Source organism: Caulobacter sp. DMC95, from assembly GCF_056313785.1.
In genome coordinates, this window is sequence record NZ_JBQUZP010000003.1 from 314,699 (window position 1) to 336,375 (window position 21,677).

Here is a 21,677-nt window from a genome sequence, read left to right on the forward strand (position 1 = left end):
GCCCCTCAGTAGATCAGCTCGTCGTCGGCGCCCGAGCCGGCCAGCATGATCTCGCCCTTGGCGGCGAGATCCTTGGCCACCTGCACCATGCCCACCTGGGCGGCGTCGACGTCCTTGAGGCGCACGGGGCCCATGCTGTCCATGTCCTCGCGCATGATCTTGGCCGCGCGCTCGGACATGTTGGAGAAGAACATGTCGCGCAGCTTGTCCGAGGCGCCTTTGAGGGCCAGGGCCAACTGTTCCTTGGGCGTGCCGCGCAGCAGGGTCTGGATGCCGCCCGGATCGAGCTTCGACAGGTCCTCGAACACGAACATCAGGGCGCGGATGCGCTCGGCGGCTTCGCGGTTGCGCTCTTCCAGGGCGGCGATGAAGCGCGCCTCGGTCTGGCGGTCGAAGTTGTTGAAGATCTCGGCCATCATCTCGTGGCTGTCGCGCTTGGATGTGCGCGCCAGGTTCGACATGAATTCGGTGCGCAACGTCATCTCGATCTTGTCGAGGATCTCGCGCTGCACCGGCTCCATCCGCAGCATGCGGGTGACGCATTCCAGGGCGAAGTCTTCCGGCAGACAGGCCAGGACGCGGGCAGCGTGGTCGCTCTTCACCTTCGACAGCACGACGGCGACGGTCTGCGGGTATTCGTTCTTCAGATAGTTGGCCAGAACGGCTTCGTTCACGTTGCCCAGCTTGTCCCACATGGTGCGACCCGCCGGACCGCGGATTTCTTCCATGAGGGCGTCGACCTTGTCGGGCGGCATGAACGAGGCCAGCAGGCGCTGGGTCTGTTCGTACGAGCCCATGATCGCGCCCGTCGAGCTCATGCCCGAGACGAACTCGACCAGCAGGTCTTCCACGACCGAGGCCGAGACGGTGCCAAGGCCCGCCATGGCCTGGGAGACTTCCTTGATCTCCTCGTCGTCCAGGGCTTCCCAGATCTTGGTGTGATCCTCACCCAAGGCGAGCAGAACGATCGCGGCCTTTTCGGGCCCCGACAGGTTCTTCACGTCGGTGACGGCGATTTTCATGGCCATCAGGTCGACTCGTGCAGCCAGTTACGCAGGATCGCGACGGATTCGTCAGGATGCTTCTCGACGAATTCGGAGACGCGCTTGATCGACGAGGCCTTCACCTGGCCCTCGATCTTGGCGATGTCGATACGCTGGTCGATATCGCTGGGCGCGGGGCCAGCAAGCGCGATCGGCTCGCCGGACTGATCGACCACCACCTGCTGCTGGGTGCCGTCCGACAGCGTCACCAGACGCGTGACCGGCTGACCGCCCGACGGTGCGGCCAGGGCCATCTGGCCCGGTGCGGGCGCAGACAGGTTCTTGATGAACGGACGGACCGCGAACAGCAGGATCAGCAGGGCCACGACAGCCAGCACGCCCAGTTCGGCGGCGCGCATGATGTCGTTCTTGTCGAAGCCCGCCAGAAGCCCCGCCTTCTCCAGACCCTGGTCCTCGGGCTGCGGGAACTTGATGTTGGTGACCCGGACCTGATCGCCGCGCTCGGCGTCAAAGCCGACGGCGGTCTTCACCAGTTCTTCGATCTGTTGGATCTCCTCAGCGGTGCGCGGCGTGTAGGCGCCCGGCTTGCCGTCCTTGCCCATCGGGGCGCTCACGCCGTCGATGGCGACCGCCACGGCGACCTTCTTGATCGTGCCCGGCTCCTGCACGGTGGTCTTCACCGACTTGGAGATCTCATAGTTGGTGACGCTGTCGTTCTGCCCCGAGCGCGAGCCCAGTTGCTGGAAGCCGTTGGCGCCTTGGCCGCCCGGAACATTGGCCGCGGCGGTGACGCCGGCGTTGTCGTCGTTCTTGTTTTCCTGGCTGGAGGCCTCGGTCGTGCTTTCCGAGCGGACCACCTGGCCATCGGGATCGAAGCGCTCCTCCTGGGTGGTCACGCGGTTCAGGTCCAGCTCAGCGGTGACATTGACGCGCGCCTTGCCCGGGCCCAGCACGCCCTCGATCATGTCCTTGACGGTCTTGGCGATGCGGGCCTCGACCTCGGTCTTGCGGTCCTGGGCCATCTTGCCGGCCAGGCTCTCGTCGCTTGGAGCCGACAGGGTCTTGCCGTGCTGGTCGATGACCGCGACCTTCTCGGCCTTCATGTTCGGCACCGACGACGAGACCAGGTTCTGGATGGCCCGGACCATGTCCGACGACGGCTCGCGGGAGCCAACACCGATGGTGACGGCGGCCGAGGGCTGCTCGGCGTTTTCCTCGAACAGCTGGCGCTTGGGCAGAACGAGGTGCACGCGGACGCTGTTGACGCCCTGCATCGCCTTGATCGTGCGCTCCAGCTCGCCCTGCAGGGCGCGCTGGCGGTTCAGTTGCTGGACAAAGTCGGTCTGACCCAGCGCATTGCTGGTGTCGAAGATCTCGTAGCCGATGGACCCGGAGCTCACGAGCCCCTTGCCGGCGACCATCAGACGCGCGCTGGCGACCTTGTCGCGCGGCACCATGATGGTCGAGCCGTCGCCCTTGGTTTCATACTTGATGCCGGCTTGGTCCAGGGCCTGGGTGACTTCCGAGGCTTCCTTGAGGTCCAGGTTCGAATAGAGCAGCTCACTGGGCTCCCGGCCCATGAACATGACCAGGGCCACCAGCACGGCGACGACGCCCGCGCCGACACCCAGCATCGCGGCGAGACGCCCGACGCCGAACTGCCTGATTGAACCCAGAAAGCTTTCCACGAAGCCCCATCCCCTGCGTCAACAATCCCCGAGGGGAAGCCCGCCAAACGCATACGAAGCGCTCGTCGGTAGGCAGGATTTACCCAGTACAAGGTAAACGAGGCGTTTATATCTGCCGGCCGCCGCGCGTTCCGCAGGCGCCAAAACGTCGCGGCCGCGCCCTTTCGGGCGCGGCCGCTGAACGTCGTCAAACCCTTGCGGCGTATGGCCCTTGGGGTTTTCGAGGCGAGGAAGGGCGGTCACATCAACACACCCCGCCCGTCTTAACGGTACTGCTGGATCCGGGTGGTCCGCAGGCCCGCCAGGCCGTGCCGATCGATCGACTGCTGCCAGCTGAGGAACTCGTCGTTCGTCAGCTTGTAACGATCGCACGCCTCGTCGAGCGAGAGCAGACCCCCGCGAACGGCGGCCACGACCTCGGCCTTCCGACGGATAACCCAACGCTGGGTCTCCGCGGGCGGCAAATCCGCCAGAGTGAGAGGCGCACCGGTCGGACCGATGACGTACTTTTCACCCCGGCTGTTGGTGCGCTGCTGCTGCAACATGGCTTTACGCCTTTCCCACAACCATCACTGTTGAAGGCCACTATAGGCGCCGCCTAATAACAGCGGCTTAATTCCAATAGTAAAGAAAGGCCTAAACAAGATGGCTCCTTAGCAGTCCGTAGTGTCTCAGTGTGAAACACAAGAATTAAAGAATGTTAAGCTCTATGATCAGCGCTTAATATTCAAGAGTTCCTCAAGCATCTGATCGGCGGTCGTGATGATCTTCGACGAAGCCGAGTAGGCGCGCTGAGTAGTGATCAGGCCAGTGAACTCCTGCGACAGGTCAACGGTCGAGGCTTCAAGGGTAGAGGGGGCCAGAGCGCCGGCGCCGCCTTGCGACGGAGCCTTCAGGCTGTAGGTGCCGCTCTCGTTGGTGACGCGATAAGCATTGCCGTTGACGCCCTTCAGACCGTTCGGGTTCGAGAAGGTGGCGATGGCGACCTGGGCGATCCGGCGGGTGACGCCGTTGTCGAAGATGGCCGAGACATAACCGTCCTCGTCGACCTCGATATTGGTCAGGTTGCCAAAGGCCGTACCGTTGGTGTTGACCGACTGGACCACCGACTGGCTGTTGTACTGGGTCAGACCGCCGGCGGCGCTGGCGAGATCGATCTGAACCTCCTGCTCGTCAATGCCCAAGGCGTCGGCCCAGGTGGGCGGCGCGGGCGGTTGCACCGCAGGCGGCACAACGGCCGGCGCGACATAGCCCGAGCTCTTGATCGTGATCGCTGTTGGAACCGTATTGCCGAACAGTCCGCCGGTGTTCTTGAGCTTGCCGTCCGTGGTGAACTCGATGATGCCCGTGCTGATCTGGCCGTTGCCGTTGTTCGCCAGGTCGCCCGGCTTGGCGCGCAGCTCGGCGTACCACTGGTTCGGACCGGGCCCCTTGAGCAGCGAAAGCGTCACGGTGCGCTGACCGCCCTTGGAGTCCGAAAGCGGGATCTGGACTTCGAAGTCCGGCTTGACGCCCTTGCTGTTGTCCTTGGCGTAGTCCGACATCGACCAGGTCGACGGGTCATAAAGCTTGCCCGCCACGACCTCGGCGTCGTCGGCGCCGGCGGCGTCGATGATGCCCAAGTCCTCCAGGTTGATCGTGTCGCCTGCGGCGTTGATCCGGGTGGTGGTGGTCGAGCCGGCCACCGGCGAGGCGCCCTTGTAGTCGATCGTCGAGCTGACGATCTCATTCGTGCCTGCGTTGTAGGCCACCTTACCGGTGGCGATGATCACGCCGTTTTCCTTGATGTCGACCAGGTACTCGTTGTTGCCGCCAACCGGATTGGCGACGCCGGTCGAGCTGTAGATGACATCGTAGTTGTGGGACGTACCGGCCGAGTCGACGACATTGGTCTTCGACGGCGACCCCGCAGTACCGACCTTGAACGACACGGCCGCCGCCACAGGCTGCTCGGAGCGCAGGTTCGCGTTGACGCCGACGCGGGTGGTCTTCTCGGCCGTACCGCCAACGCTGCCGACGTTGATCGACGCCAGCTGCGTCAGGTCGGACGGGTCGGGCGTGATAAGGCCGCTGACCGGGTCGGCCAGCCAGCCCTGCAGATAGAGACCTGCGTCGTTGCGCAGATAGCCGAGGCTGTCGAGCTGGAACGAGCCAGCGCGCGTGAACGAGCGCGTGTCGGCGGCCGTCAGGTTCTCCGGCTTTTCCGTGGTGACGAAGAAGCCCGCGCCCGAGATCGAAATATCCAGGTTCGAGGTCGTCGACTGGGTCAAGCCTTGCTGGCTGATGAACTGGTGCGTCTGGGCCTTCACGCCGCCGGCGCTATAGGTCTGGTTCTTGTTGCCGGACGTGACCAGCGTCGAAAAGTTCGAGGTCGAACGCTTGAAGCCGACCGTGTTGACGTTGGCGATGTTGTCCGAGATCGCGGCCAGGGCCGACGAGTTGGCGACCAGACCGGAAACGCCGGCGAGCATGGCGCTGTTGATGCTCATGACTGAATTCCTACAAAAAGGGGGGACGAGGGTTCAGCGCTGTTTGCGTTTGGATCCGCAGGAAGACCGTCTTCCGGGGACCGCGTCGGCGTCTTTCTGACGCCCGGTCGATGGGGGTTCAGGCCGCCTCGGCCTGGTTGGGTGCTCTAGGCGGCGGCCGCCTTGATGCCGACGACGTTGTCGACGGGGATGGTCTTGCCATCGACGACGACCATCGGCTGACCGGTGGCGTTGTCGACGGCGGTCACGACGCCCTCGGTGCGACCCTTGATGTTGGTCGCCTTGATTTCGGCGCCGTCACCGGTCTTGGCCGTCACGACGATGCCGTAGACACCGCCGTCAGGCAGCTGGGCGCCGCTGTCGTCCTTGCCATCCCAGGTGATGATGTGGTCGCCGCTCTTCTGGTCATCCGGCGTCAGGGTGCGAACCACCTTGCCGGCCGGGTTCTTGATCTCGACCTTCAGCGACGCCGAGGCGCTGGGCTGGGTCCAGGAGAAGGTCGCCGCGCCGTTCTTCAGGGTCGAGGTGTCGCTGATCGCCGAAACCTGCTTGCCGATCATCGCCACCCCTTCGGAGAGGCCCGTGCCGGTGTTCATGCCGACCAGAGCGGCCAGCAGATCATTGGTGACGAGCTGCTGCTCCACACCGGTCATCTGCGTGATCTGCTGGGTCATCTGGGTGGTGTCGGTCGGTGACAGAGGATCCTGGTTCTTCAGCTGCGTGGTCAGCAGCTGCAGGAAGGTCTCCTTGTTGGTCGCCAGCGACGTGCGCGAGTTGTTGATCTTGTCGAGGACCGACGCGGTGTTTTGTGACGAGACGGCGGTGGCCATGTCGGTCTCTCCTAGATCCGGATGTCGAGACCGCTGTCGGCGACCGTCTTCAGGCCGGGCAGCAGTTCAGGGGTGATGGTGATGTCTTCTTCGCCGGTCAGCGCGGCCTGGAAGGCGCGGCCCGAGAAGGCGCGCTGTCCCTGGTCGCCCCAGCCTTCGAAGGCGAAGAACGGGTTCTGGCTTTGGCCGCCCTGGCTGGAGACGTCGAAGCTCAGGGCGTTGTCGGCGACGTTGAAGCCGGCGTCGGACAGCGCCTGGCGCAGCTCATTGGCCTTGCCGCGCAGCTCCTGAGCAGCATGCACGGTGTCGAAGCGCATCGAGGCGGTCAGGGCGCCGTCGCGGGCGATCTCGATCCGCACGTCGACCTTGCCCAAGCCGTCCGGGGTCAAGGCCACGTCGAAGCGCGTGGTCTTGGCGTCGGCTTTCTTGAGGATCTCGGCTGACAACGCCGCGACCGTCTCGGGCGAACCGCGCACTGGGGCCGGCGCGGCGGCGGGCGTAGCGGTGTTAGCCGCCTGCATCTGGACCGGCGGCGCGGCGGTCGCGGTCGGCGCAACTTCGGGGCTCGACGCGCCGGCGACCGAAGCATCCACAGTGACCGTGGCGCTGGCAGGAGCCTCAAAGCTGTTGGCTTGGTCGTTGGCCTCGTTGTTGGCGCTCGTATCGCCACCGCCCGTGGCGTTGGACGCGACGGCGGTCACCGCTTGAGCGGTCTCGGCCGATTCTGCGGTCACGACCGCTTCAGGAGCGCCGGACGGCGCGGCCTGGCCTGAGGGCGCTTCGACCGACTTCGCAGCGATGGTCGCGACGCCCGACGTCACGGTGGGCGGGACCTCGACGGTGTCCGTGTTGGCGGCAATCGCTACCGGAGCGGCCTCCGTGGCGCTCGCGGCCTCCACTGGCGCGGAGGGCTGCTCCGCCGGCGTGGCGACCAGCGCCGGGGCGGCGACCGGAGCGGGCGGGGCGCTCGGGGCCTGCGCAACGACGGCGGCGGCGGTCGCCTCAGTGGTCCTGGTCGACGCGGCTTGTGCGGTCGATAAGGCGGGCGCGGCGACCTCGGCGGGCGTAGGCGTGGCGGCCTGAGGCGTGGCCGGGTCCACGGCGCTGACAGACGTCTCAGCCTCCCCGGCCAAAAGGGTCATGGCCTCGAGCGCAGAGGCGTCCAGTGCTTGTTCGCCGACGACGGCGGTCGTCGGCGCAGGCGCAGCCTGGGGCGAGGTCGCGCCAGCGGCCTCGGGCGCCTGATCCGTCGTCCCCTGCGGCGCGACGACCAGATCCTCTCCCGCGACCTCGACAGCGGCGGCGAACGCCGAGGCGTCGCTAGCAGCGGCGGCGGCGATCGCTGGAGCCTGATCAGCCGGGACATCGACCGGCGTGGTCGTCGCCGGCTCGGCGGCCATGGCGGCGATCAACATCGCAGCGGCCTGGGCCGAGGCCAGAGCCGAGTCGATCTCGACCGGAGTCTCGGCGCCCGTCTCGGAGGTTTCGGCCTTGGCGCTGGAGGCCATGTCGGCGGCCGCATCATCGCTGGCCTTGGCGTCTAGGGGCGCCGCCATGGCGTCTTCAGCGTCGGCGCGAGGCTCCTCCTGCCGCTCGACGGCCTTGGCGTCGGCGCGCGCCTCAGTCCGGGCGGGTCTTTCAGCGGCTTTCACCTCACGATCCGCGTCGCGGTCATCGCTCTTGGCCTCAGCGCGGCGGGGCGCGGGACGCGGAGCCGGAGTGTCGTCCGACTGGCCGGCGATGGCCAGCAGGGCGTCGAAGCCGTCGGCGGACGCCTTGCCGCCAGCGGCCGGGGTCGGCGCGGCTGGAAGAGCGGCGGTGGGTGCGGCGATCGCGGTCATGCGCAGTCGTTGCTCGGTTGGCGACGGCCCATGACGGACACGTCTTCGCCGCCTCCCTCAGCAACGGTCGGGCCAACTTGGAAAACACCCCCTAAGCCTCTGTTATAAATGACTTTAATGGCTTGTTTACGAAGAAAAATAGCGCCGGATGCGGCGCTTTTTGCCGAGTTCGAAGGACTGTGAGGGACGGGAGTTGCCGCGTCGCCCCGCCACGCCCCGGGTTGGCGCCGTCCTTGCGGAAGACCTCTCGTCGAATTTCCGACCGGCGGAACATATCGCCATGAATTTCAATGGCTTGGCACATCATCGGGGATCATGCCCCACCGCGACCCGGCAAGTTTCGCCGGGCAAGGGCGCGTCGTGCGTTGCGCGGTTTGCCGAGCCGAAGGAGGCCTGATCCATGTCGCTCAATGCGATCATGAGCACGGCGACGTCCGGCATGATGGCCTCGCAGACGGGTCTGCGCGTCACGTCGGACAACATCGCCAACGTCAACACCACTGGCTACGTCCGCAAGACGGTCAGCCAGTCGAACATGCTGTCCAACGGCATGGGTGTGGGCGTCAGTATCGACGCCATCAAGCGCGCGACCGACAACTTCCTGCAGTCGGCCAGCCTGAACGCCGCCTCGGAAAGCGGCCGCGCCTCGATCGTCGCCAGCACGCTCAACAGCGCCCAGCAGCTGTTTGGCGACCCCAGCGGCTCGACGAGCTTCTTCACTGTGCTGGACGACGTCTACGCCGCGTTCTCCTCGGCGCAGGACGATCCCTCCTCCAGCCTGCTGCGCACCCAGGCCCTGACCCGGCTGGACGACTTCCTCAGCGAGTCTAGCCGCATCACCGCCTCGCTGTCGAAGCTGGGCAAGGACGCCGATACGCGGATCGCCGCCGACGTCGGTCGGGTCAATGACCTGCTCAGCCAGATCGACGCACTGAACACCGACATCACGCGCGCCAAGGTGGCGGGCGCCGACGCCACGGGCGCCGAGAACGTTCAGAGCAAGCTGGTCGATGAGCTGTCCACGCTGATGAACGTGCAGATCTCGCCACGCACGCTGGGCGGGATCGTGGTGCGTTCAACCGAAGGCCTGAACCTGGCCGGCGACGGCGCGGCGAAGGTGACCTACCAGACCTCGGCCACCGCCACGGGTTTCCTGACGGTGCAGCTCGCCAATGGCTCGGACTATCCGGTCCCGCTGAACATCTCGAGCGGCGAGATCCGCGGCCTGATGGACGTGCGCAACATCGATCTGGTCAACCTGTCCGACCAGCTGGGCGAGTTCACCTCGCGCGCCACCGAAGAGATCAACCGGGCGGCCAACGCCGCCTCGTCGGTGCCGGCGCCCACCAGCCTTTCGGGCCGCGACACCGGGCTCGACGCCCAGGCGGCCATGACCGGCTTCACGGGCAAGACCACGATCGCGCTCACGAATGCGAGCGGCGTGATCCAGCGCCGGATCGACATCGATTTCACCGCCGGCACGATGACGGTGAACGGCGCGGCCGGTCCGGCCTTCACCCCGGCTAACTTCATCACCCAGCTGAACACCGCCCTGGGCGGTCAGGGGGCGGCGGGCTTTTCGAACGGCGCGTTGAGCATCAATGGCGTCGGCGGCCTGGGCGTGGCGATCGCCGATGACGCCACCACCCCCTCCAACAAGGCCGGCAAGGGCTTCAGCCACTATTTCGGCCTCAACGACATCGTCCGCACCAGCGGCTATTCGCCCTACGAGACGGGCCTGACGGCGACGGACCCGCACGGGTTCACGGCCGGCGAGATGACGATCCGCCTGACCGACGTCGAGGGCGGCCGCATCCGCGACATCCCCTTCACGCCCCCCGTGGGCGGCACGATGCAGAACATGCTCGACGCGCTGAACTCTCGCGCGTCCGGGGTCGGCCTCTATGGCCAGTTCTCGATGAACGCTCGGGGCCAGATCAGCTTCATATCGAACACGAACACGCCCGTGACGATGTCGATCGTCGACGACAGCACCGAACGCGGCGCCGGCGGCCCATCGGCCAGCCAGTTGTTCGGGATCGGCCCCGCCGAACGCAGCACGCGCGGCGAGAAGTTCTTCCTCAACACGGCGATGGACCAGAACCCCAAGCTTCTGCCTTTCGCCAAGCTGGACCTGACCCAGGCGGTGGGCGGCAATGCGGCCCTGGCGATCGGCGACGGTCGCGGCGCGCTGGCCCTGGCCAACGCCGGCGAGAGCACCGCGACGTTCGGCGTCGCGGGCAGCGCCGCCTCGGTGACCATGACGGTGGCGCGCTACGCCGCCGACTTCGGGGGGTCCATCGCCCGCAAGGCCGCCACCGCCGAAAGCCGCAAGGACGCCGCCGCCGCGGTTTCCAGCGAAGTCGACAGCCAGCGTCAGTCCGAAGAGGGCGTGAACCTGGACGAAGAACTGATCAACCTGACCACCTACCAGCAAGCCTTCAACGCCTCGGCCCGCCTGATCCAGGCGACCAAGGACATGTTCGACGTGCTCACCGGAATCCTAGGGTAAGCCATGACCCGCGTCTCGACCGTTCAGAACTACAACATCATGACGTCCAACCTCATGAAGGCGCAGATCCGCCAGAATGACGTGGGCGCCCAGGTGGCCAGCCAGAAGGTCGCCACCGATCTGCGCGGCTACGCCAAGAACGCCGAGGTGCTGACCGCAATGCGCAGCGCCCAGACCAAGATCGAGGGCCTGCTCGATCAGACCAAGCTGGTCAACAACCGGCTGGATATGCAGAACACCGGCATCGGCCGGGTGGCCGACGCCACCAAGGACGCGCGCGAAGCCATCGCCAACTCGCTGGCCGCCGGCAACGCCACCACCCTGATGCAGCAGTTGCAGGCGGCGTTCAGCGAAGTGGTCCAGGGCGTCAACACCAAGTCGAACGGGCTCTACGTCTTCTCCGGCGCCCAGACCCAGACCCCAACCACCACCGCCACCACCATGGCGGACCTGACCCTGGCGCCCTCGACGGCGTCGCTGTTCCAGAACGACCAGTACATCACCACCAACCGGGTCGATGAGCAGACCAACGCCAAGACCGGCGTGCTGGGCGACGCCCTGGCCACGGGCACCTTCGACGCCTTCAAGCAGGTCCAGGCCTATATCGACGCCAACGGCCCGTTTACGGGCAACCTCAACGACACCCAGGTCAACTTCCTCAAGGGCCTGCTGCCCACCTTCGACGCGGCCTACAAGACGGTGGTCGACATCCAGGGCAAGAACGGCGTCAACCAGAAGCGCTTCGAGGCGGCGGAGACCGATCTCTCCAACCAGGCCGACACCCTGACCACCATGGTCGGCGGCATTGTCGACGTGGACATGGCCGAGGCCGTCACCCGCCTGGAGGCCGCCAAGCTGGCGGTTCAGGCCTCGGCTCAGGTGTTCACAAGCCTGCAGGCCTCCTCGCTGCTGAACGTTCTGAAGTAAGCCCGTCCATCCGCGCGTCCGGCTTGGCCGTAAGCGCAGGCATGAGCTTGCTGTTCTCGACCTGGCCCGCCACGCGCGCCGCCGGCCTCGCCCGCCTGGACGCCTTCCTGCCGCACGCCGGCCGCGCCTACGCCGCCCGGCGCAACCACGCGGTCGCGACGCCCACGGTATCTGGCCTGTCGCCCTATCTGCGTCGACGGATGGTCACCGAGCGCGAGGTGCTGACCCGCGTTCTGGCCCGACACGACGAGGCCGCCGCCGAGAAGTTCGTCGACGAGGTGTTCTGGCGCGCCCATTTCAAGGGCCGGCTGGAGGGCCAAGCGGAGATCTGGGCCCGCTATCAGACCGCGCTCGTCCAGGGCCAGGCGGCGCTGGACCACGACCCCGCCCTCGCCCGCCGCCACGCCGACGCCGTCGCGGGCCGGACCGGGATCGACGCCTTCGACGCCTGGGTCGCGGAACTGGAGGCCACGGGCTATCTGCACAACCACGCCCGCATGTGGTTCGCCTCGATCTGGACCCACACCCTTAGCCTGCCGTGGGCGCTGGGCGCGGCGTTCATGTTCGCGCGGCTGCTGGACGGCGATCCGGCCGCCAACACGCTGTCGTGGCGCTGGGTCGTGGGCCTGCACACGCCGGGCAAGACCTATCTGGCGCGGGCCGACAACATCGCCCGCTACACCGACGGCCGCTTCCAGCCCAAGGGCCTGGCGAGCGACGCCCCGCCCCTGGAGGAGCCGCCGTTCGCCCAGCCCTGGGCGTCGCCCGCGCTCGATCTGGCCCTTCCTGGGGGACCGATCCTGCTGCTGGTCACCGAGGAGGACCTGCACCCCGAGAGCCTGCTGCCCCCGGGCGCGGCCGTAGCGGCGATCCAGGTCGTAGACGCCGTAGAGATGGAGGGTCACGCCCGCTCCGACCTTGTCCAGGCCTTCGCGAGCGCGGCGCTCGACGACGCCGCCACACGGGCCCGGCAGGCCTTTCCTGGCACACCGGTCGATCGTGGGCCGCTCGACGCCGAGGCCCTGGCGCAGGCCGCCTTGGCCGCCAGGGTCAGCACGGTCGTCACCGCCTACGCGCCTGTCGGACCGACCCGCGATCGGCTGGAAGCCCTGGCGTCGCAACTGGCCGCGCGGGGCCTGCCCCTAAAGCGCCTGGCTCGTCGCTACGACGCCCTGACCTGGCCGCAGGGTCGCGGCGGCTTCTTTGGCCTCAAGAAGCGGATCCCGCGGCTGCTGGACCAGCTGGACCTGCGGCCAAACGCCCAACCCGCCCTGCTCTAGCCCTCGCCTCGCAAAATCCGGGTCGAGCCGCTATATGGCGGCGATGGACTTGGCGACGACCGACACGACCCCCGCTTCCGACCCCGACACGCTGATCGCGCGCGCGGTCGAACAGGCGCGCGCCGCTGTCGGCCTGCCCGAGGGAACGCGGATCGTTGCGGCGATGTCGGGCGGCGTCGACTCCACCGTGACCGCAGCCCTGCTGGCCCGCGCCGGCTATGACGTCGTCGGGGTGACCCTGCAGCTCTACGACCACGGCGCGGCGATCTCGCGCAAGGGCGCCTGCTGCGCCGGCCAGGATATCCTGGACGCCCGCATGGCCGCCGAGCGGATCGGCATCCCGCACTATGTGCTCGACTACGAGAGCCGCTTCCGCGAGCAGGTCATCGAGGACTTCGCCGACGCCTATCTGCGCGGCGAGACGCCGATCCCGTGCGTGCGTTGCAACCAGACGGTCAAGTTCCGCGATCTGCTGGACGTGGCCCGTGACCTCGGCGCCGAGGCGATGGCCACCGGCCACTATGTGCAGCGGGCCATGCCGGCCAATGGCGGCAACCGTCCGCAACTGCGCCGCGCCGCTGATCCAGCCAAGGACCAGAGCTATTTCCTGTTCGCCACCACGCGCGAGCAGCTGGACTTCCTGCGCTTCCCGCTGGGCGGCATGGACAAGCCGACCGTGCGCGCCGTGGCGGCGGGTCTTGGCCTGTCCATCGCCGACAAGCCCGATAGCCAGGACATCTGCTTCGTGCCCGAGGGCAAGTACACCACCGTCATCGACCGCATCCGGCCGCAGGGCGCGGAAGCGGGCGACATCGTGCATCTGGATGGCCGGGTGCTGGGCCGCCACGAGGGCGTAACCCGCTACACCATCGGCCAGCGCCGCGGTCTGAACATCGCCGTCGGCGATCCGCTGTTCGTGGTCAGGATCGACGCCGACAAGCGCCAGGTGATCGTCGGCCCGCGTGAGGCGCTGCTGACCGCGTCCCTGACCTTGAAAGAGGGAAGCTGGCTGGGCGGTCAGGACAGCCTGGAGGCCGCCGCCGAGGACGGCCAGCGGGTGCTGGCCCGCGTGCGCTCGACCCGCGAGCCGGTTCCCGGGCGCCTGGCTTTGGTCGACGGCGCGCTTTCGGTCGTGTTCGACGGCGCCGAGGAAGGCGTCGCGCCCGGTCAGGCCTGCGTGCTCTACGACCCCGCCGATCCGGATCGGGTTCTGGGCGGCGGTTTCATCGCCGGCACGACCCGGACGATGGACCTGGCGACGGCCTGATCGGCCTCAGCCGGCTTCGCGACAGAAGTCGCCGCCCCAGTCGGCGTCACCAGCGCCGCGCTGGCGCCGACGACGGGCGGCGGAGACGGCTTCGCCGCTCAGATAGTCCGGCACGGCCTCCGCCGGCATGGGCCGCGCGAAGTGGTAGCCCTGCATGACCGTCGCCCCCAGCGCGGCCACGCGGTCGCGCTGGACCTCGGTCTCGACGCCCTCGACCACGCACTCCATGCGCAGGTTTCGACCCAGCTGCAGCACGGTGCGGACGATGTCCTCGCTGGCGGGATTATGCTCGATGTCCGAGACAAAGCTGGCGTCGATCTTCAGCTTGTCCAGCGGCAGCAGCCGCAGGTGGCTGAGGCTGGAATGGCCGGTGCCGAAGTCATCCAGCGCCGTGCGAACCCCGAGCGCGTGAAAGGCGGCCAGGGCGTCGCGGGCCTGGTCAAAGTCGCAGACGATGGCCGTCTCGGTGATCTCGAAATCGATCCTGTGCGGCGCGATGCAGCTTTCACGGACGATATCGAGAAGCCGCTCGACGTTCTCCATCGAGGCGATGTCGCGGGCCGACAGGTTGATCGACACCCGCACGTCCATCGGCCAGGCGCGCATCTCGCGCAGGGCCTTGGCGACCAGCAGGCGGGTGATCTCGACGATCTGGCCTGAACGCTCGGCGGCGCGGATGAAGACATCGGGACGGATCGGGCCGATCTCGGGGCTGGTCCAGCGAGCCAGCGCTTCCAGCGCGACGGTGCGCTGGGCCACGATGTCGACCAGCGGCTGGAAATGGACGCTCATCTCCTTGTCGAGATCGGCGTGGCGCAGGGAATGCTCGACCACCGCCATGTCGCGGATCGCCGCCTCGTGGCGCTCGTCGAACACCACGGCCGTGCCCTTGATGCTCTGCTTGGCGTGGTAGAGGGCGTAGTCGGCGCGTTCGAACAGCTGCTCGCTGGTCTCGCCGCCGCAGGGGAACGGGCAAAAGCCGATCGAGGCGCCGACCTGGGCGCGCACGCCGCGCAGATCGTAGGTGGCGTTCAGGGCCGCGCACAGCTCACGGCCCAGCGCGCGCAGGGCGTCGCCCTCAAGGGCCGCGTCGATGATTAGGCCAAACTCGTCGCCGCCCAGGCGCGCAGCCAGGATCGGCGGCCCGTCGAACGCCTTCAGGCGACGGCCCACCTCGATCAGCAGGCGATCACCAGTGGCGTGGCCAAAAGCGTCGTTGATCGGCTTGAAGTCGTCCAGGTCGATGACCCCGACCACGAAACGCTCGCCACGCTCGCGCGCGGTCTCGACGCGGGCGTCCAGCTCGGCGAAGTAGCGGCGGCGGTTGGGCAGGTCGGTCAGGCTGTCCAGATTGGCCAGGCGATCGTTCTCGTCGCTCAGCCGCCGGGCCTCCTCGGCCTTCTGGGTCAGGGTCACGCGCGAGCGAACGAGGTCGGCGAACTCGCTGTACTGGGTCAGCAGGATGACGATCATCACCGCCGAGACGACGACGATATTGACGGCGATCGCCTCGAACACCGGCTGGCCGGTGGTGGCGAAGAAGGCGACCATCGAGCCCAGCACCACGGTGGTCACCAGGATCGCCGCGCCGCGGAGATGCATCAGGCAGAAGATGCAGGCGATGACCGTGATGGCCATGTAGAAGGCGATGTGGGACTGCTGATAGGCGTTCCCGTACGGGTACAAGGACAGCGACCAGCCCGCGAACAGCGCCGCCAGCAGACCCGAGGTCTTCAGCGTGCTGGTGAGCATCCGGGCGGCCTGATCGGGATCCACGTCCTTGCCGCCGATCTTCAGCCAGTCGACGCTCCGGACCGCGCAAGCCAGGGTCAGGGCGATCGGCAGGCCGATGGTCTGCCACAGCGGCGCTACGTGCAGGTGGGTGGCCGCCAGCGCGTAGGCGTTGCCCAGCACCACCACGTACATCAGAGGAACCTGCCAGGAGAGCGCCCGCGCCTGGGCGATCACCAGCTCGGGCTGATCCCGTCGAATGGCGAAAAGACTCTTGATCCGTAGAGACAGGGGTGAGGCGCCGAACATGCCCAAACCGTGTTCAGAGAACGGTGAAGCCTTCCCGAACGCGGCCAGCGTACAGGGTGTGGCGGATTGTCGCGGAGGTTCCGTCCTTGCCTATTCGGCGGCGATCTTCACCGCGTCCAGCGCCTCGCCGACGGTGGGCGCGGTGAGGTCCTGAGGGCCGGCCCGTTCGATATCCCGCCGGTCGACGACCTGGCCGCACGCCTCGCAGGCCAGCACCGGATGGAAGGCGCAGCCGCAGGTCTTGTGCCGGAACAGCACCGGCGACTTGTCCCGGCCATAGACGTGGCGGTCGCCCCACTCGGCCATGGTCAGCAGCACCGGCGACAGGGCCAGACCCTTTTCGGTCAGCCAGTACTCATGGCGCGGCGGGCGTTCCGAATAACGCCGCGTCTCCATCACGCCGTGGCTCACCAGCGTCTTCAGCCGGGCGGCCAGGACGTTGCGGGCGACGCCCAGACGCTCCTGCCATTGCTCGAAGCGCTTCACCCCTGCGAAGGCGTCGCGCAGGATCAGCAGAGTCCACGGGTCGCCGACGACCTCGAGGGTGGCGGCGACCGAGCAACGTTCGTTGGTATAGTCAGCTGTGCGGCCCATATGGCGAGGTTGCGGCGTTCCGCGAGGGAAAGCAAGAGAGCGTTGCGTTTGAAGATGAACCGGCATAGGTTTTTTTTCGCAATTGACTCTCTCGGTTCATTGCCAACTGGCGAGCGGCGCGTTTTTTCGGCGGCGCCGCTCGCCCCTTTCGCATCACGTTTCCGCAACCCTCTTGCACGGACAGGCGCGATGAGGGCCTATCCCACCCCGAAATATCTCAAGGGAGCTTGATCCATGTCCGCCGCTGATCCCGTCGTCATCGTCTCGTATGCGCGCACGCCGATGGGCGGCTTCCAGGGCGCCCTGGGCGGGGTCAAGGCGACGGAGTTGGGCGCCACGGCGGTCAAGGCGGCGATCGAGCGGGCCGGCGTCGCGGGCGACAAGGTCGAGCAGATCATCATGGGCTGCGTGCTGCCCGCCGGTCTTGGCCAGGCGCCGGCCCGTCAGGCCGCGCTGGGCGCGGGCCTGCCGCTCTCGGTCGAGGCGACCACGGTCAACAAGATGTGCGGCAGCGGCATGCAGGCCGCGATCATGGCCCACGACGCCCTGGCGGCGGGCAGCGTCGACGTCGTCGTGGCCGGCGGCATGGAGAGCATGACCGGCGCCCCCTACCTGATGTCCAAGCACCGGGCCGGCGCCCGCATCGGCCACGACCAGATGTGGGACTCCATGTACCTGGACGGCCTGGAAGACGCCTACACCCCCGGCAAGCTGATGGGCGCCTTCGCCGAGGACAGCGCCCAGACCTACCAGTTCACCCGCGAGGCCATGGACGACTACGCCACCAAGGGCCTGATGAAGGCCAAGACCGCCGTCGAAAGCGGCGCGTTCAAGGCCGAGATCACGCCCGTCAGCGTCGTCACCCGCAAGGGAACCGAGGTGGTCGACACCGACGAGCAGCCTGGCAAGGCCGATCCGGCCAAGATCCCGACGCTACGTCCGGCCTTCAGCCGCGACGGCGGCATCACGGCGGCCAACTCCAGCTCGATCAGCGACGGCGCCGCGGCCCTGGTCATGACCCGTGAGAGCGTCGCCAAGGCGCTGGGCCTGCCGATCGTCGCCAAGGTGGTCAGCCACGCCGCCCACGCCCATGAGCCGGGCCTCTTCACCACCGCCCCGGTGCCGGCCATGCAGAAGGCCCTGAAGAAGGCCGGCTGGACCGTCGCCGATGTCGACCTCTTCGAGGTCAACGAGGCCTTCGCGGTCGTGGCCATGATCGCCCAGAAGGAGCTGGGCATCCCGGACGACAAGCTCAACGTCAATGGCGGCGCCTGCGCGCTGGGCCACCCCATCGGCGCCTCGGGCGCGCGCATCCTGTGCACCCTGATCAACGCCCTGCAGTCGCGCGGCGGCAAGAAAGGCCTGGCCAGCTTGTGCATCGGCGGCGGCGAAGCCACGGCGATGGCCATCGAGCTAGTCTAGGGCTCTTTCAATCCTCCCCCTAGCGGGGGAGGTGTCGACGCGAAGCGGCGACGGAGGGGGAAGCGGCAAGGTCAGCAGGACTTCCCCCTCCGGCGCTTCGCGCCACCTCCCCCGCTGGGGGGGAGGATTTGGATATCCTGGCCTGATCACGCGTTGGAAATCCCATGACCGACACCTTCCGCCACAACCCCGAACTGTCCCGCTACGAGCTCGACGTCGACGGCCTGCTGGCCTTCGCCGACTATCAGCGGTCCGGGCATCGGCTGGTGATCCCGCACGTCGAGAGCGATCCGGCCCTGCGCGGCCAGGGCGCGGCGGGCCGTCTGATGGCCAAGGTCGCCGAAACGGCGCGGGCGGAAGGGATGCGGATCGTCCCGCTGTGCTCCTACGCGGCGGCATGGCTCAAGCGGAACGATCCGGACCTGATCGCCTGACCGCTCAGAGCATGTACGGTCCCCACAGGATGACCACGGCGCCGACGACGCCTAGGGCTGTCAGGACCGTGGCCAGCGCCACCAGACCGGCGACCGCATGCTTAGCCCGGGCGCTCACGCCGTCCTGGGCTCTCAGGTAGAGCTCCAGAACCACCAGCGGCAGCACATAGGCGCAGAGCTGCAACGCGATGTCGGCCGGCCCTGACAGGGTGCGGTCCATGCCCCAGCCGCCGGTCAGGGGCGCCCAGACCATCAGCGCCACGCGCAGGAACCAGACGCCGTTGACCGCCAGATAAGCCCTCAGCGCCCAGCGTCGATGGACGGCCAACCGCCGCGTAGCGGCCATCCGCCACGCTTGGACGCTGAACCCCAGGATCAGAACCCCGTTCAGAGACACCAGCCCCGCCGAAGCCAGCGACAGGTAGGTCGGCCGCCCCCAGGTCAGCCAGAGTCCGCCCAGGGCCATGACGAAGGCGGTGACGAAGAACACCCGCCCGGTCCAGCGATGCAGCGCGGGCGCCTTCGCCCGGATGACAGGGACCAGTTGCATAAGTCCGCCCAGGGTGACGACAACGGCCAGCAGCACGTGAACGGCGAACTGCAGGTTCCCCAGCGCGTCGCCGGCCACATAGCCCTTGATGATCGGCTTGTCGTTCCAGGCGGCCAGGTCGCCCGCCAGGGTCTTGCGGCCATAGTGGGCCAGGATCATCCAGATGAAGGCCCCCTGGCCGATCGCGGCCACGCAGAACCAGGCCTGGGCGGCGCGCCTCAGCCATAGGTCCGCCGCCCGCCGCGCCGCTGCGGGAGCCGTCTGTGTGGAGGGGTCAGTGTCTGTCATCGTCACGCGTCGGTCGCTCCTGTGTCCGCTCGTCTGGCGACAGGGCGTGACGCATCCGCGACGCGGGGTCTTGCCGATTTGGAAATCGGCTATGGATTATCGCCAGAAGCGTCAGGGCCTTGTCTGAGGAGCAGCCGCGCATGCGCGCCCACATCCAGACCGCGATGGACCGCCCCGGCGGGCGCTGGCCTGAGACCTATCTCTATGGCGGCCTGTTCGCGGGAGCGATCGTGGCCTTCTGCCTGGCCCAATGGCTTGGCCCGCGACTGGGCCCCGCCTCCGGCCTGGTGGCGATCGCGGGCGATGCGACCTGCGGCTGGTCCTGGCTGCTGGTGCGCGCCCTGTTTCAGCCGCCCAGGGCGCAGCGGGCGCGCTGGCCCCTGCTTCTGGTCCTGACGCTCGTGGCGATCGGCGCGCTTCTGCGCGCCTCGGGAGACCTGCCCGCGCCGCTGGCCCGGATAGCCGAGAACCTGGGCGGACTGATCAGTTCGGCCATGCTGTTGATGGCCACGCTGGAGCCGCTGAAGGGACTTTCCGCACGGACCCTGCGGGCTGAGCGGCGGTTTCGCCTGGCGTTCACCGGCGGCTATGCGGCCCTGCTGACTGTCTCGGTGCTCTGGGCCAATGGGGCGCCGGCCGCCGCCTGGAGCTCTTTCGTCAAGCCGGTCTGCGCCCTGGCCGCCCTGGCCGGTATGGGGGTCGCCGTCGCCTACCGTCAGCGCCACCCGCTGGAGCCCGCGCGCGCCGTCCGCCAGGCGCCGCTGCCCGCCAACGCTGAGGAGCTGGCTCAGGCGATCCTGCGCTCGGTGGCTGACGAGGGCCTCTACGCCCAGCCCGACCTACGGGTCGCCGACCTGGCTCGCCGCCTGGGCGCGCCCGACTACAAGGTCACCCAGTGCGTGACCGGTCCGTTAGGCTTTCGCAACTTCAACCAGATGGTCAACCAGATCCGGATCGACGAGGCCAAGCGAAGGCTGGCCGACCCGGCCTTCGACCACCTGCCGATCCTGACCCTGGCCTATGACTGCGGCTTCGGATCCATCGGCCCGTTCAACCGGGCGTTCAAGGCGCAGACGGGGATGACTCCGCTGGCGTTTCGCAAGATCCGCCGACAGCCGTGACTATTTCGGCGCCGCCGGCGGCGGGCTCTCGAAGCTACCCGCTGCGCCCGGGAACACCGTCGGGCTTTCCCAGCCGTCCGGGCTGATCGCCGAGACGCCGAAGAAGTAGTCGTCGATGACCACGTCCTTCAGGGTGGTCGTCGCAGCCGGGCCCGGAACCCAGCGGTTCAGGCGCCATTGCGGGTCGGTGGTGACGCGCCACCAGACGCGGTGGCCCGCCGCGCCGGGCGTCGGGGTCCAGGAGACCTTGGTGTCGGCGCTGACCGCCCCCTCGATCTTGACGCCCGACGGGGGCGGCGGGGCCGAGGCGAGGCTGGCCATGGCCACGGTGTTCAGGCGCGTGACCTGGGCCAGATAGGAAAAGTCGACGCCCTCGATGGTGTCGCCATAGGCCTTGCCGTTCTCGGTGCGCAGGTTCTGGTGCTGGCGGTCATAGTTCTCGACGGCCTCGGTCACGCGCACGGCCGGATAGCCGGCCTCCAGCAGCGGCACCTGGTCGCCGCCCCGGCCGTAGCGGTCGGTGCGATAGACCATGACGACGTCGAAATTGGTCAGGTAGCGATCCGCCAGTCCGTCGAGATAGCGGGCGAGGTTGCGCGAGGGGCTGTCGACCTCGCCGCCATTGTAGCGGCGGCTGTTGGCCTGCTCGGGCGTCTCGACGGCCTTGGTCCCCTCGGAGAAGACGCGGACCTGCGTGTTGTTCATCAGCCCGCTCTGGCCGCGGCTGTTGCCGACGATGTCGTTGTTGAGGTCGGCCTCGACCTTCCAGCCCTGGGCGCGGGCGTAGTCCGCCAGGATCTTGCCGCCCAAGAGGCCCTGCTCCTCGCCGGACAGCACGGCATAGACCAGCGTGGCGGGGAACTTGTGCTTGGACAGGATGCGCGCGGCCTCCAGCACCGCCGCCACGCCAGAAGCGTCGTCATTGGCGCCGGGCGCGTCGCTGGTGAAGTCCATGACGTCGGTGACGCGGCTGTCGATATGGCCGGCGATGATGATCACCCGGTTGGGGTCGGTCGTCCCCTTCTGGACGCCGAGGACGTTCATCACCTCGGTCGGGTTCGGCACCCGGCGGCCGGTGACGACCTGGGACGGCGTCTCGACCGTCAGGCAGCCGCCGCAGTCCTTGGAGATCGCCTCGAAGCGGGCCTTGGTCCAGCGCCGGGCCGCGCCGATGCCACGCGTGTCGGACTTGGTGTCCGACAGGGTGTGGCGGGTGCCGAAACCGACCAGCGAGCGGATCGTGCTCTCCAGCGCCTTGGGATCGACCTCGGCGGCCAGGGTTCGCAGCAGCGGCTGGTCGGTCGAGGGCTGGGCGGGTGCTTGAGCGTGGGCGGTGGCCGCCACGCTGGCGGCGGCGAGGAGAGCGAGAACGAGGCGCATGCCGGCTCCA

19 protein-coding genes are annotated in these 21,677 nt (G+C 67.8%); 8 read left to right on the forward strand and 11 right to left on the reverse strand.

Going from position 1 to position 21,677, the window contains the following annotated elements; genetic code table 11:
• Window positions 1–5 precede the first annotated feature (5 nt).
• The 7 genes from fliG to ACT53N_RS09575 all read right to left on the reverse strand — a co-directional run bounded on the left by fliG (window position 6) and on the right by ACT53N_RS09575 (window position 7,852).
• Window positions 6–1,028 (reverse strand): flagellar motor switch protein FliG, encoded by a 1,023-nt coding sequence (fliG, locus tag ACT53N_RS09545; RefSeq protein WP_476063675.1) that lies wholly within the window; start codon window positions 1,026–1,028, stop codon window positions 6–8.
• On the reverse strand, window positions 1,028–2,692 hold the full coding sequence (fliF, locus tag ACT53N_RS09550; RefSeq protein WP_476063676.1) for a flagellar basal-body MS-ring/collar protein FliF: 1,665 nt from the start codon (window positions 2,690–2,692) through the stop codon (window positions 1,028–1,030). The genes fliG and fliF overlap by 1 nt, the downstream gene beginning before the upstream one ends.
• 18 nt (window positions 2,693–2,710) lie before the next feature.
• Window positions 2,711–2,935: a hypothetical protein gene (locus ACT53N_RS09555; protein ID WP_476063677.1), complete on the reverse strand. Its 225-nt coding sequence runs from the start codon at window positions 2,933–2,935 to the stop codon at window positions 2,711–2,713.
• Between the two features lie 20 nt (window positions 2,936–2,955).
• Complete coding sequence (gene sciP, locus ACT53N_RS09560; protein ID WP_010918787.1) at window positions 2,956–3,237, reverse strand: CtrA inhibitor SciP; 282 nt, start codon at window positions 3,235–3,237, stop codon at window positions 2,956–2,958.
• Window positions 3,238–3,405: 168 nt separating this feature from the next.
• The gene (gene flgE / locus ACT53N_RS09565; RefSeq protein ID WP_476063678.1) at window positions 3,406–5,181 is read right to left on the reverse strand and encodes a flagellar hook protein FlgE; all 1,776 of its coding nucleotides are present in this window, start codon (window positions 5,179–5,181) and stop codon (window positions 3,406–3,408) included.
• 146 nt (window positions 5,182–5,327) lie between these two features.
• A complete protein-coding gene (locus ACT53N_RS09570; RefSeq protein WP_476063679.1) occupies window positions 5,328–6,011 on the reverse strand; it encodes a flagellar hook assembly protein FlgD in 684 nt (227 codons plus the stop codon).
• A gap of 11 nt (window positions 6,012–6,022) precedes the next feature.
• Window positions 6,023–7,852 (reverse strand): flagellar hook-length control protein FliK, encoded by a 1,830-nt coding sequence (locus tag ACT53N_RS09575; protein ID WP_476063680.1) that lies wholly within the window; start codon window positions 7,850–7,852, stop codon window positions 6,023–6,025.
• A 280-nt stretch (window positions 7,853–8,132) separates the two neighbouring features.
• On the opposite strand from ACT53N_RS09575, the gene ACT53N_RS09580 reads away from it, so the two are divergent.
• The 5 genes from ACT53N_RS09580 to mnmA are packed head-to-tail and all read left to right on the forward strand — an operon-like array spanning window position 8,133 to window position 13,838.
• Window positions 8,133–8,249, forward strand: coding sequence for a hypothetical protein (locus tag ACT53N_RS09580; RefSeq protein WP_310215278.1), 117 nt, complete (start codon window positions 8,133–8,135; stop codon window positions 8,247–8,249).
• A 3-nt stretch (window positions 8,250–8,252) separates the two neighbouring features.
• On the forward strand, window positions 8,253–10,364 hold the full coding sequence (gene flgK, locus ACT53N_RS09585; protein WP_476063681.1) for a flagellar hook-associated protein FlgK: 2,112 nt from the start codon (window positions 8,253–8,255) through the stop codon (window positions 10,362–10,364).
• A 3-nt stretch (window positions 10,365–10,367) separates the two neighbouring features.
• A complete protein-coding gene (locus tag ACT53N_RS09590; RefSeq protein ID WP_476063682.1) occupies window positions 10,368–11,291 on the forward strand; it encodes a flagellin in 924 nt (307 codons plus the stop codon).
• A gap of 41 nt (window positions 11,292–11,332) precedes the next feature.
• Window positions 11,333–12,571: an FAD-binding domain-containing protein gene (locus ACT53N_RS09595; protein ID WP_476063683.1), complete on the forward strand. Its 1,239-nt coding sequence runs from the start codon at window positions 11,333–11,335 to the stop codon at window positions 12,569–12,571.
• Between the two features lie 43 nt (window positions 12,572–12,614).
• Window positions 12,615–13,838, forward strand: a complete 1,224-nt coding sequence (gene mnmA / locus ACT53N_RS09600; RefSeq protein WP_476063874.1) for a tRNA 2-thiouridine(34) synthase MnmA — start codon at window positions 12,615–12,617, stop codon at window positions 13,836–13,838.
• A 6-nt stretch (window positions 13,839–13,844) separates the two neighbouring features.
• On the opposite strand, the gene ACT53N_RS09605 is transcribed toward mnmA, so the two are convergent.
• The gene (locus ACT53N_RS09605; protein WP_476063684.1) at window positions 13,845–15,878 is read right to left on the reverse strand and encodes a putative bifunctional diguanylate cyclase/phosphodiesterase; all 2,034 of its coding nucleotides are present in this window, start codon (window positions 15,876–15,878) and stop codon (window positions 13,845–13,847) included.
• A 90-nt stretch (window positions 15,879–15,968) separates the two neighbouring features.
• On the reverse strand, window positions 15,969–16,472 hold the full coding sequence (locus tag ACT53N_RS09610; protein WP_476063685.1) for a winged helix-turn-helix transcriptional regulator: 504 nt from the start codon (window positions 16,470–16,472) through the stop codon (window positions 15,969–15,971).
• Between the two features lie 234 nt (window positions 16,473–16,706).
• Between ACT53N_RS09610 and ACT53N_RS09615 the strand changes: the two genes are divergently transcribed.
• Together ACT53N_RS09615 and ACT53N_RS09620 are read left to right on the forward strand one after the other, a co-directional pair.
• Window positions 16,707–17,894, forward strand: a complete 1,188-nt coding sequence (locus ACT53N_RS09615; RefSeq protein WP_476063686.1) for an acetyl-CoA C-acyltransferase — start codon at window positions 16,707–16,709, stop codon at window positions 17,892–17,894.
• 164 nt (window positions 17,895–18,058) lie between these two features.
• Window positions 18,059–18,328, forward strand: a complete 270-nt coding sequence (locus ACT53N_RS09620) for a GNAT family N-acetyltransferase (RefSeq protein WP_476063687.1) — start codon at window positions 18,059–18,061, stop codon at window positions 18,326–18,328.
• Between the two features lie 4 nt (window positions 18,329–18,332).
• Here ACT53N_RS09620 and ACT53N_RS09625 read toward each other — a convergent pair whose 3' ends face one another.
• The gene (locus tag ACT53N_RS09625; RefSeq protein ID WP_476063875.1) at window positions 18,333–19,166 is read right to left on the reverse strand and encodes a DUF2306 domain-containing protein; all 834 of its coding nucleotides are present in this window, start codon (window positions 19,164–19,166) and stop codon (window positions 18,333–18,335) included.
• A gap of 140 nt (window positions 19,167–19,306) precedes the next feature.
• On the opposite strand from ACT53N_RS09625, the gene ACT53N_RS09630 reads away from it, so the two are divergent.
• Window positions 19,307–20,287: a helix-turn-helix domain-containing protein gene (locus ACT53N_RS09630; protein ID WP_476063688.1), complete on the forward strand. Its 981-nt coding sequence runs from the start codon at window positions 19,307–19,309 to the stop codon at window positions 20,285–20,287.
• Here the strand turns inward: ACT53N_RS09630 and ACT53N_RS09635 are convergent, their stop codons facing one another.
• Window positions 20,288–21,667, reverse strand: coding sequence for a M20/M25/M40 family metallo-hydrolase (locus ACT53N_RS09635; protein WP_476063689.1), 1,380 nt, complete (start codon window positions 21,665–21,667; stop codon window positions 20,288–20,290).
• Window positions 21,668–21,677 lie beyond the last annotated feature (10 nt).

Bases quoted from the DNA above. Each gene is read 5' to 3' on its own strand.
- ACT53N_RS09620 (WP_476063687.1), top strand. From the start codon at position 18,059: ATGACCGACACCTTCCGCCACAACCCCGAACTGTCCCGCTACGAGCTC.
- ACT53N_RS09605 (WP_476063684.1), bottom strand. From the start codon at position 15,878: ATGTTCGGCGCCTCACCCCTGTCTCTACGGATCAAGAGTCTTTTCGCC.
- ACT53N_RS09635 (WP_476063689.1), bottom strand. From the start codon at position 21,667: ATGCGCCTCGTTCTCGCTCTCCTCGCCGCCGCCAGCGTGGCGGCCACC.
- flgE (WP_476063678.1), bottom strand. From the start codon at position 5,181: ATGAGCATCAACAGCGCCATGCTCGCCGGCGTTTCCGGTCTGGTCGCC.
- ACT53N_RS09625 (WP_476063875.1), bottom strand. From the start codon at position 19,166: ATGACAGACACTGACCCCTCCACACAGACGGCTCCCGCAGCGGCGCGG.
- ACT53N_RS09615 (WP_476063686.1), top strand. From the start codon at position 16,707: ATGTCCGCCGCTGATCCCGTCGTCATCGTCTCGTATGCGCGCACGCCG.
- ACT53N_RS09580 (WP_310215278.1), top strand. From the start codon at position 8,133: ATGAATTTCAATGGCTTGGCACATCATCGGGGATCATGCCCCACCGCG.
- sciP (WP_010918787.1), bottom strand. From the start codon at position 3,237: ATGTTGCAGCAGCAGCGCACCAACAGCCGGGGTGAAAAGTACGTCATC.
- ACT53N_RS09630 (WP_476063688.1), top strand. From the start codon at position 19,307: ATGCGCGCCCACATCCAGACCGCGATGGACCGCCCCGGCGGGCGCTGG.
- flgK (WP_476063681.1), top strand. From the start codon at position 8,253: ATGTCGCTCAATGCGATCATGAGCACGGCGACGTCCGGCATGATGGCC.
- mnmA (WP_476063874.1), top strand. From the start codon at position 12,615: ATGGACTTGGCGACGACCGACACGACCCCCGCTTCCGACCCCGACACG.
- ACT53N_RS09570 (WP_476063679.1), bottom strand. From the start codon at position 6,011: ATGGCCACCGCCGTCTCGTCACAAAACACCGCGTCGGTCCTCGACAAG.
- ACT53N_RS09575 (WP_476063680.1), bottom strand. From the start codon at position 7,852: ATGACCGCGATCGCCGCACCCACCGCCGCTCTTCCAGCCGCGCCGACC.
- fliG (WP_476063675.1), bottom strand. From the start codon at position 1,028: ATGGCCATGAAAATCGCCGTCACCGACGTGAAGAACCTGTCGGGGCCC.
- ACT53N_RS09590 (WP_476063682.1), top strand. From the start codon at position 10,368: ATGACCCGCGTCTCGACCGTTCAGAACTACAACATCATGACGTCCAAC.
- ACT53N_RS09595 (WP_476063683.1), top strand. From the start codon at position 11,333: ATGAGCTTGCTGTTCTCGACCTGGCCCGCCACGCGCGCCGCCGGCCTC.
- ACT53N_RS09610 (WP_476063685.1), bottom strand. From the start codon at position 16,472: ATGGGCCGCACAGCTGACTATACCAACGAACGTTGCTCGGTCGCCGCC.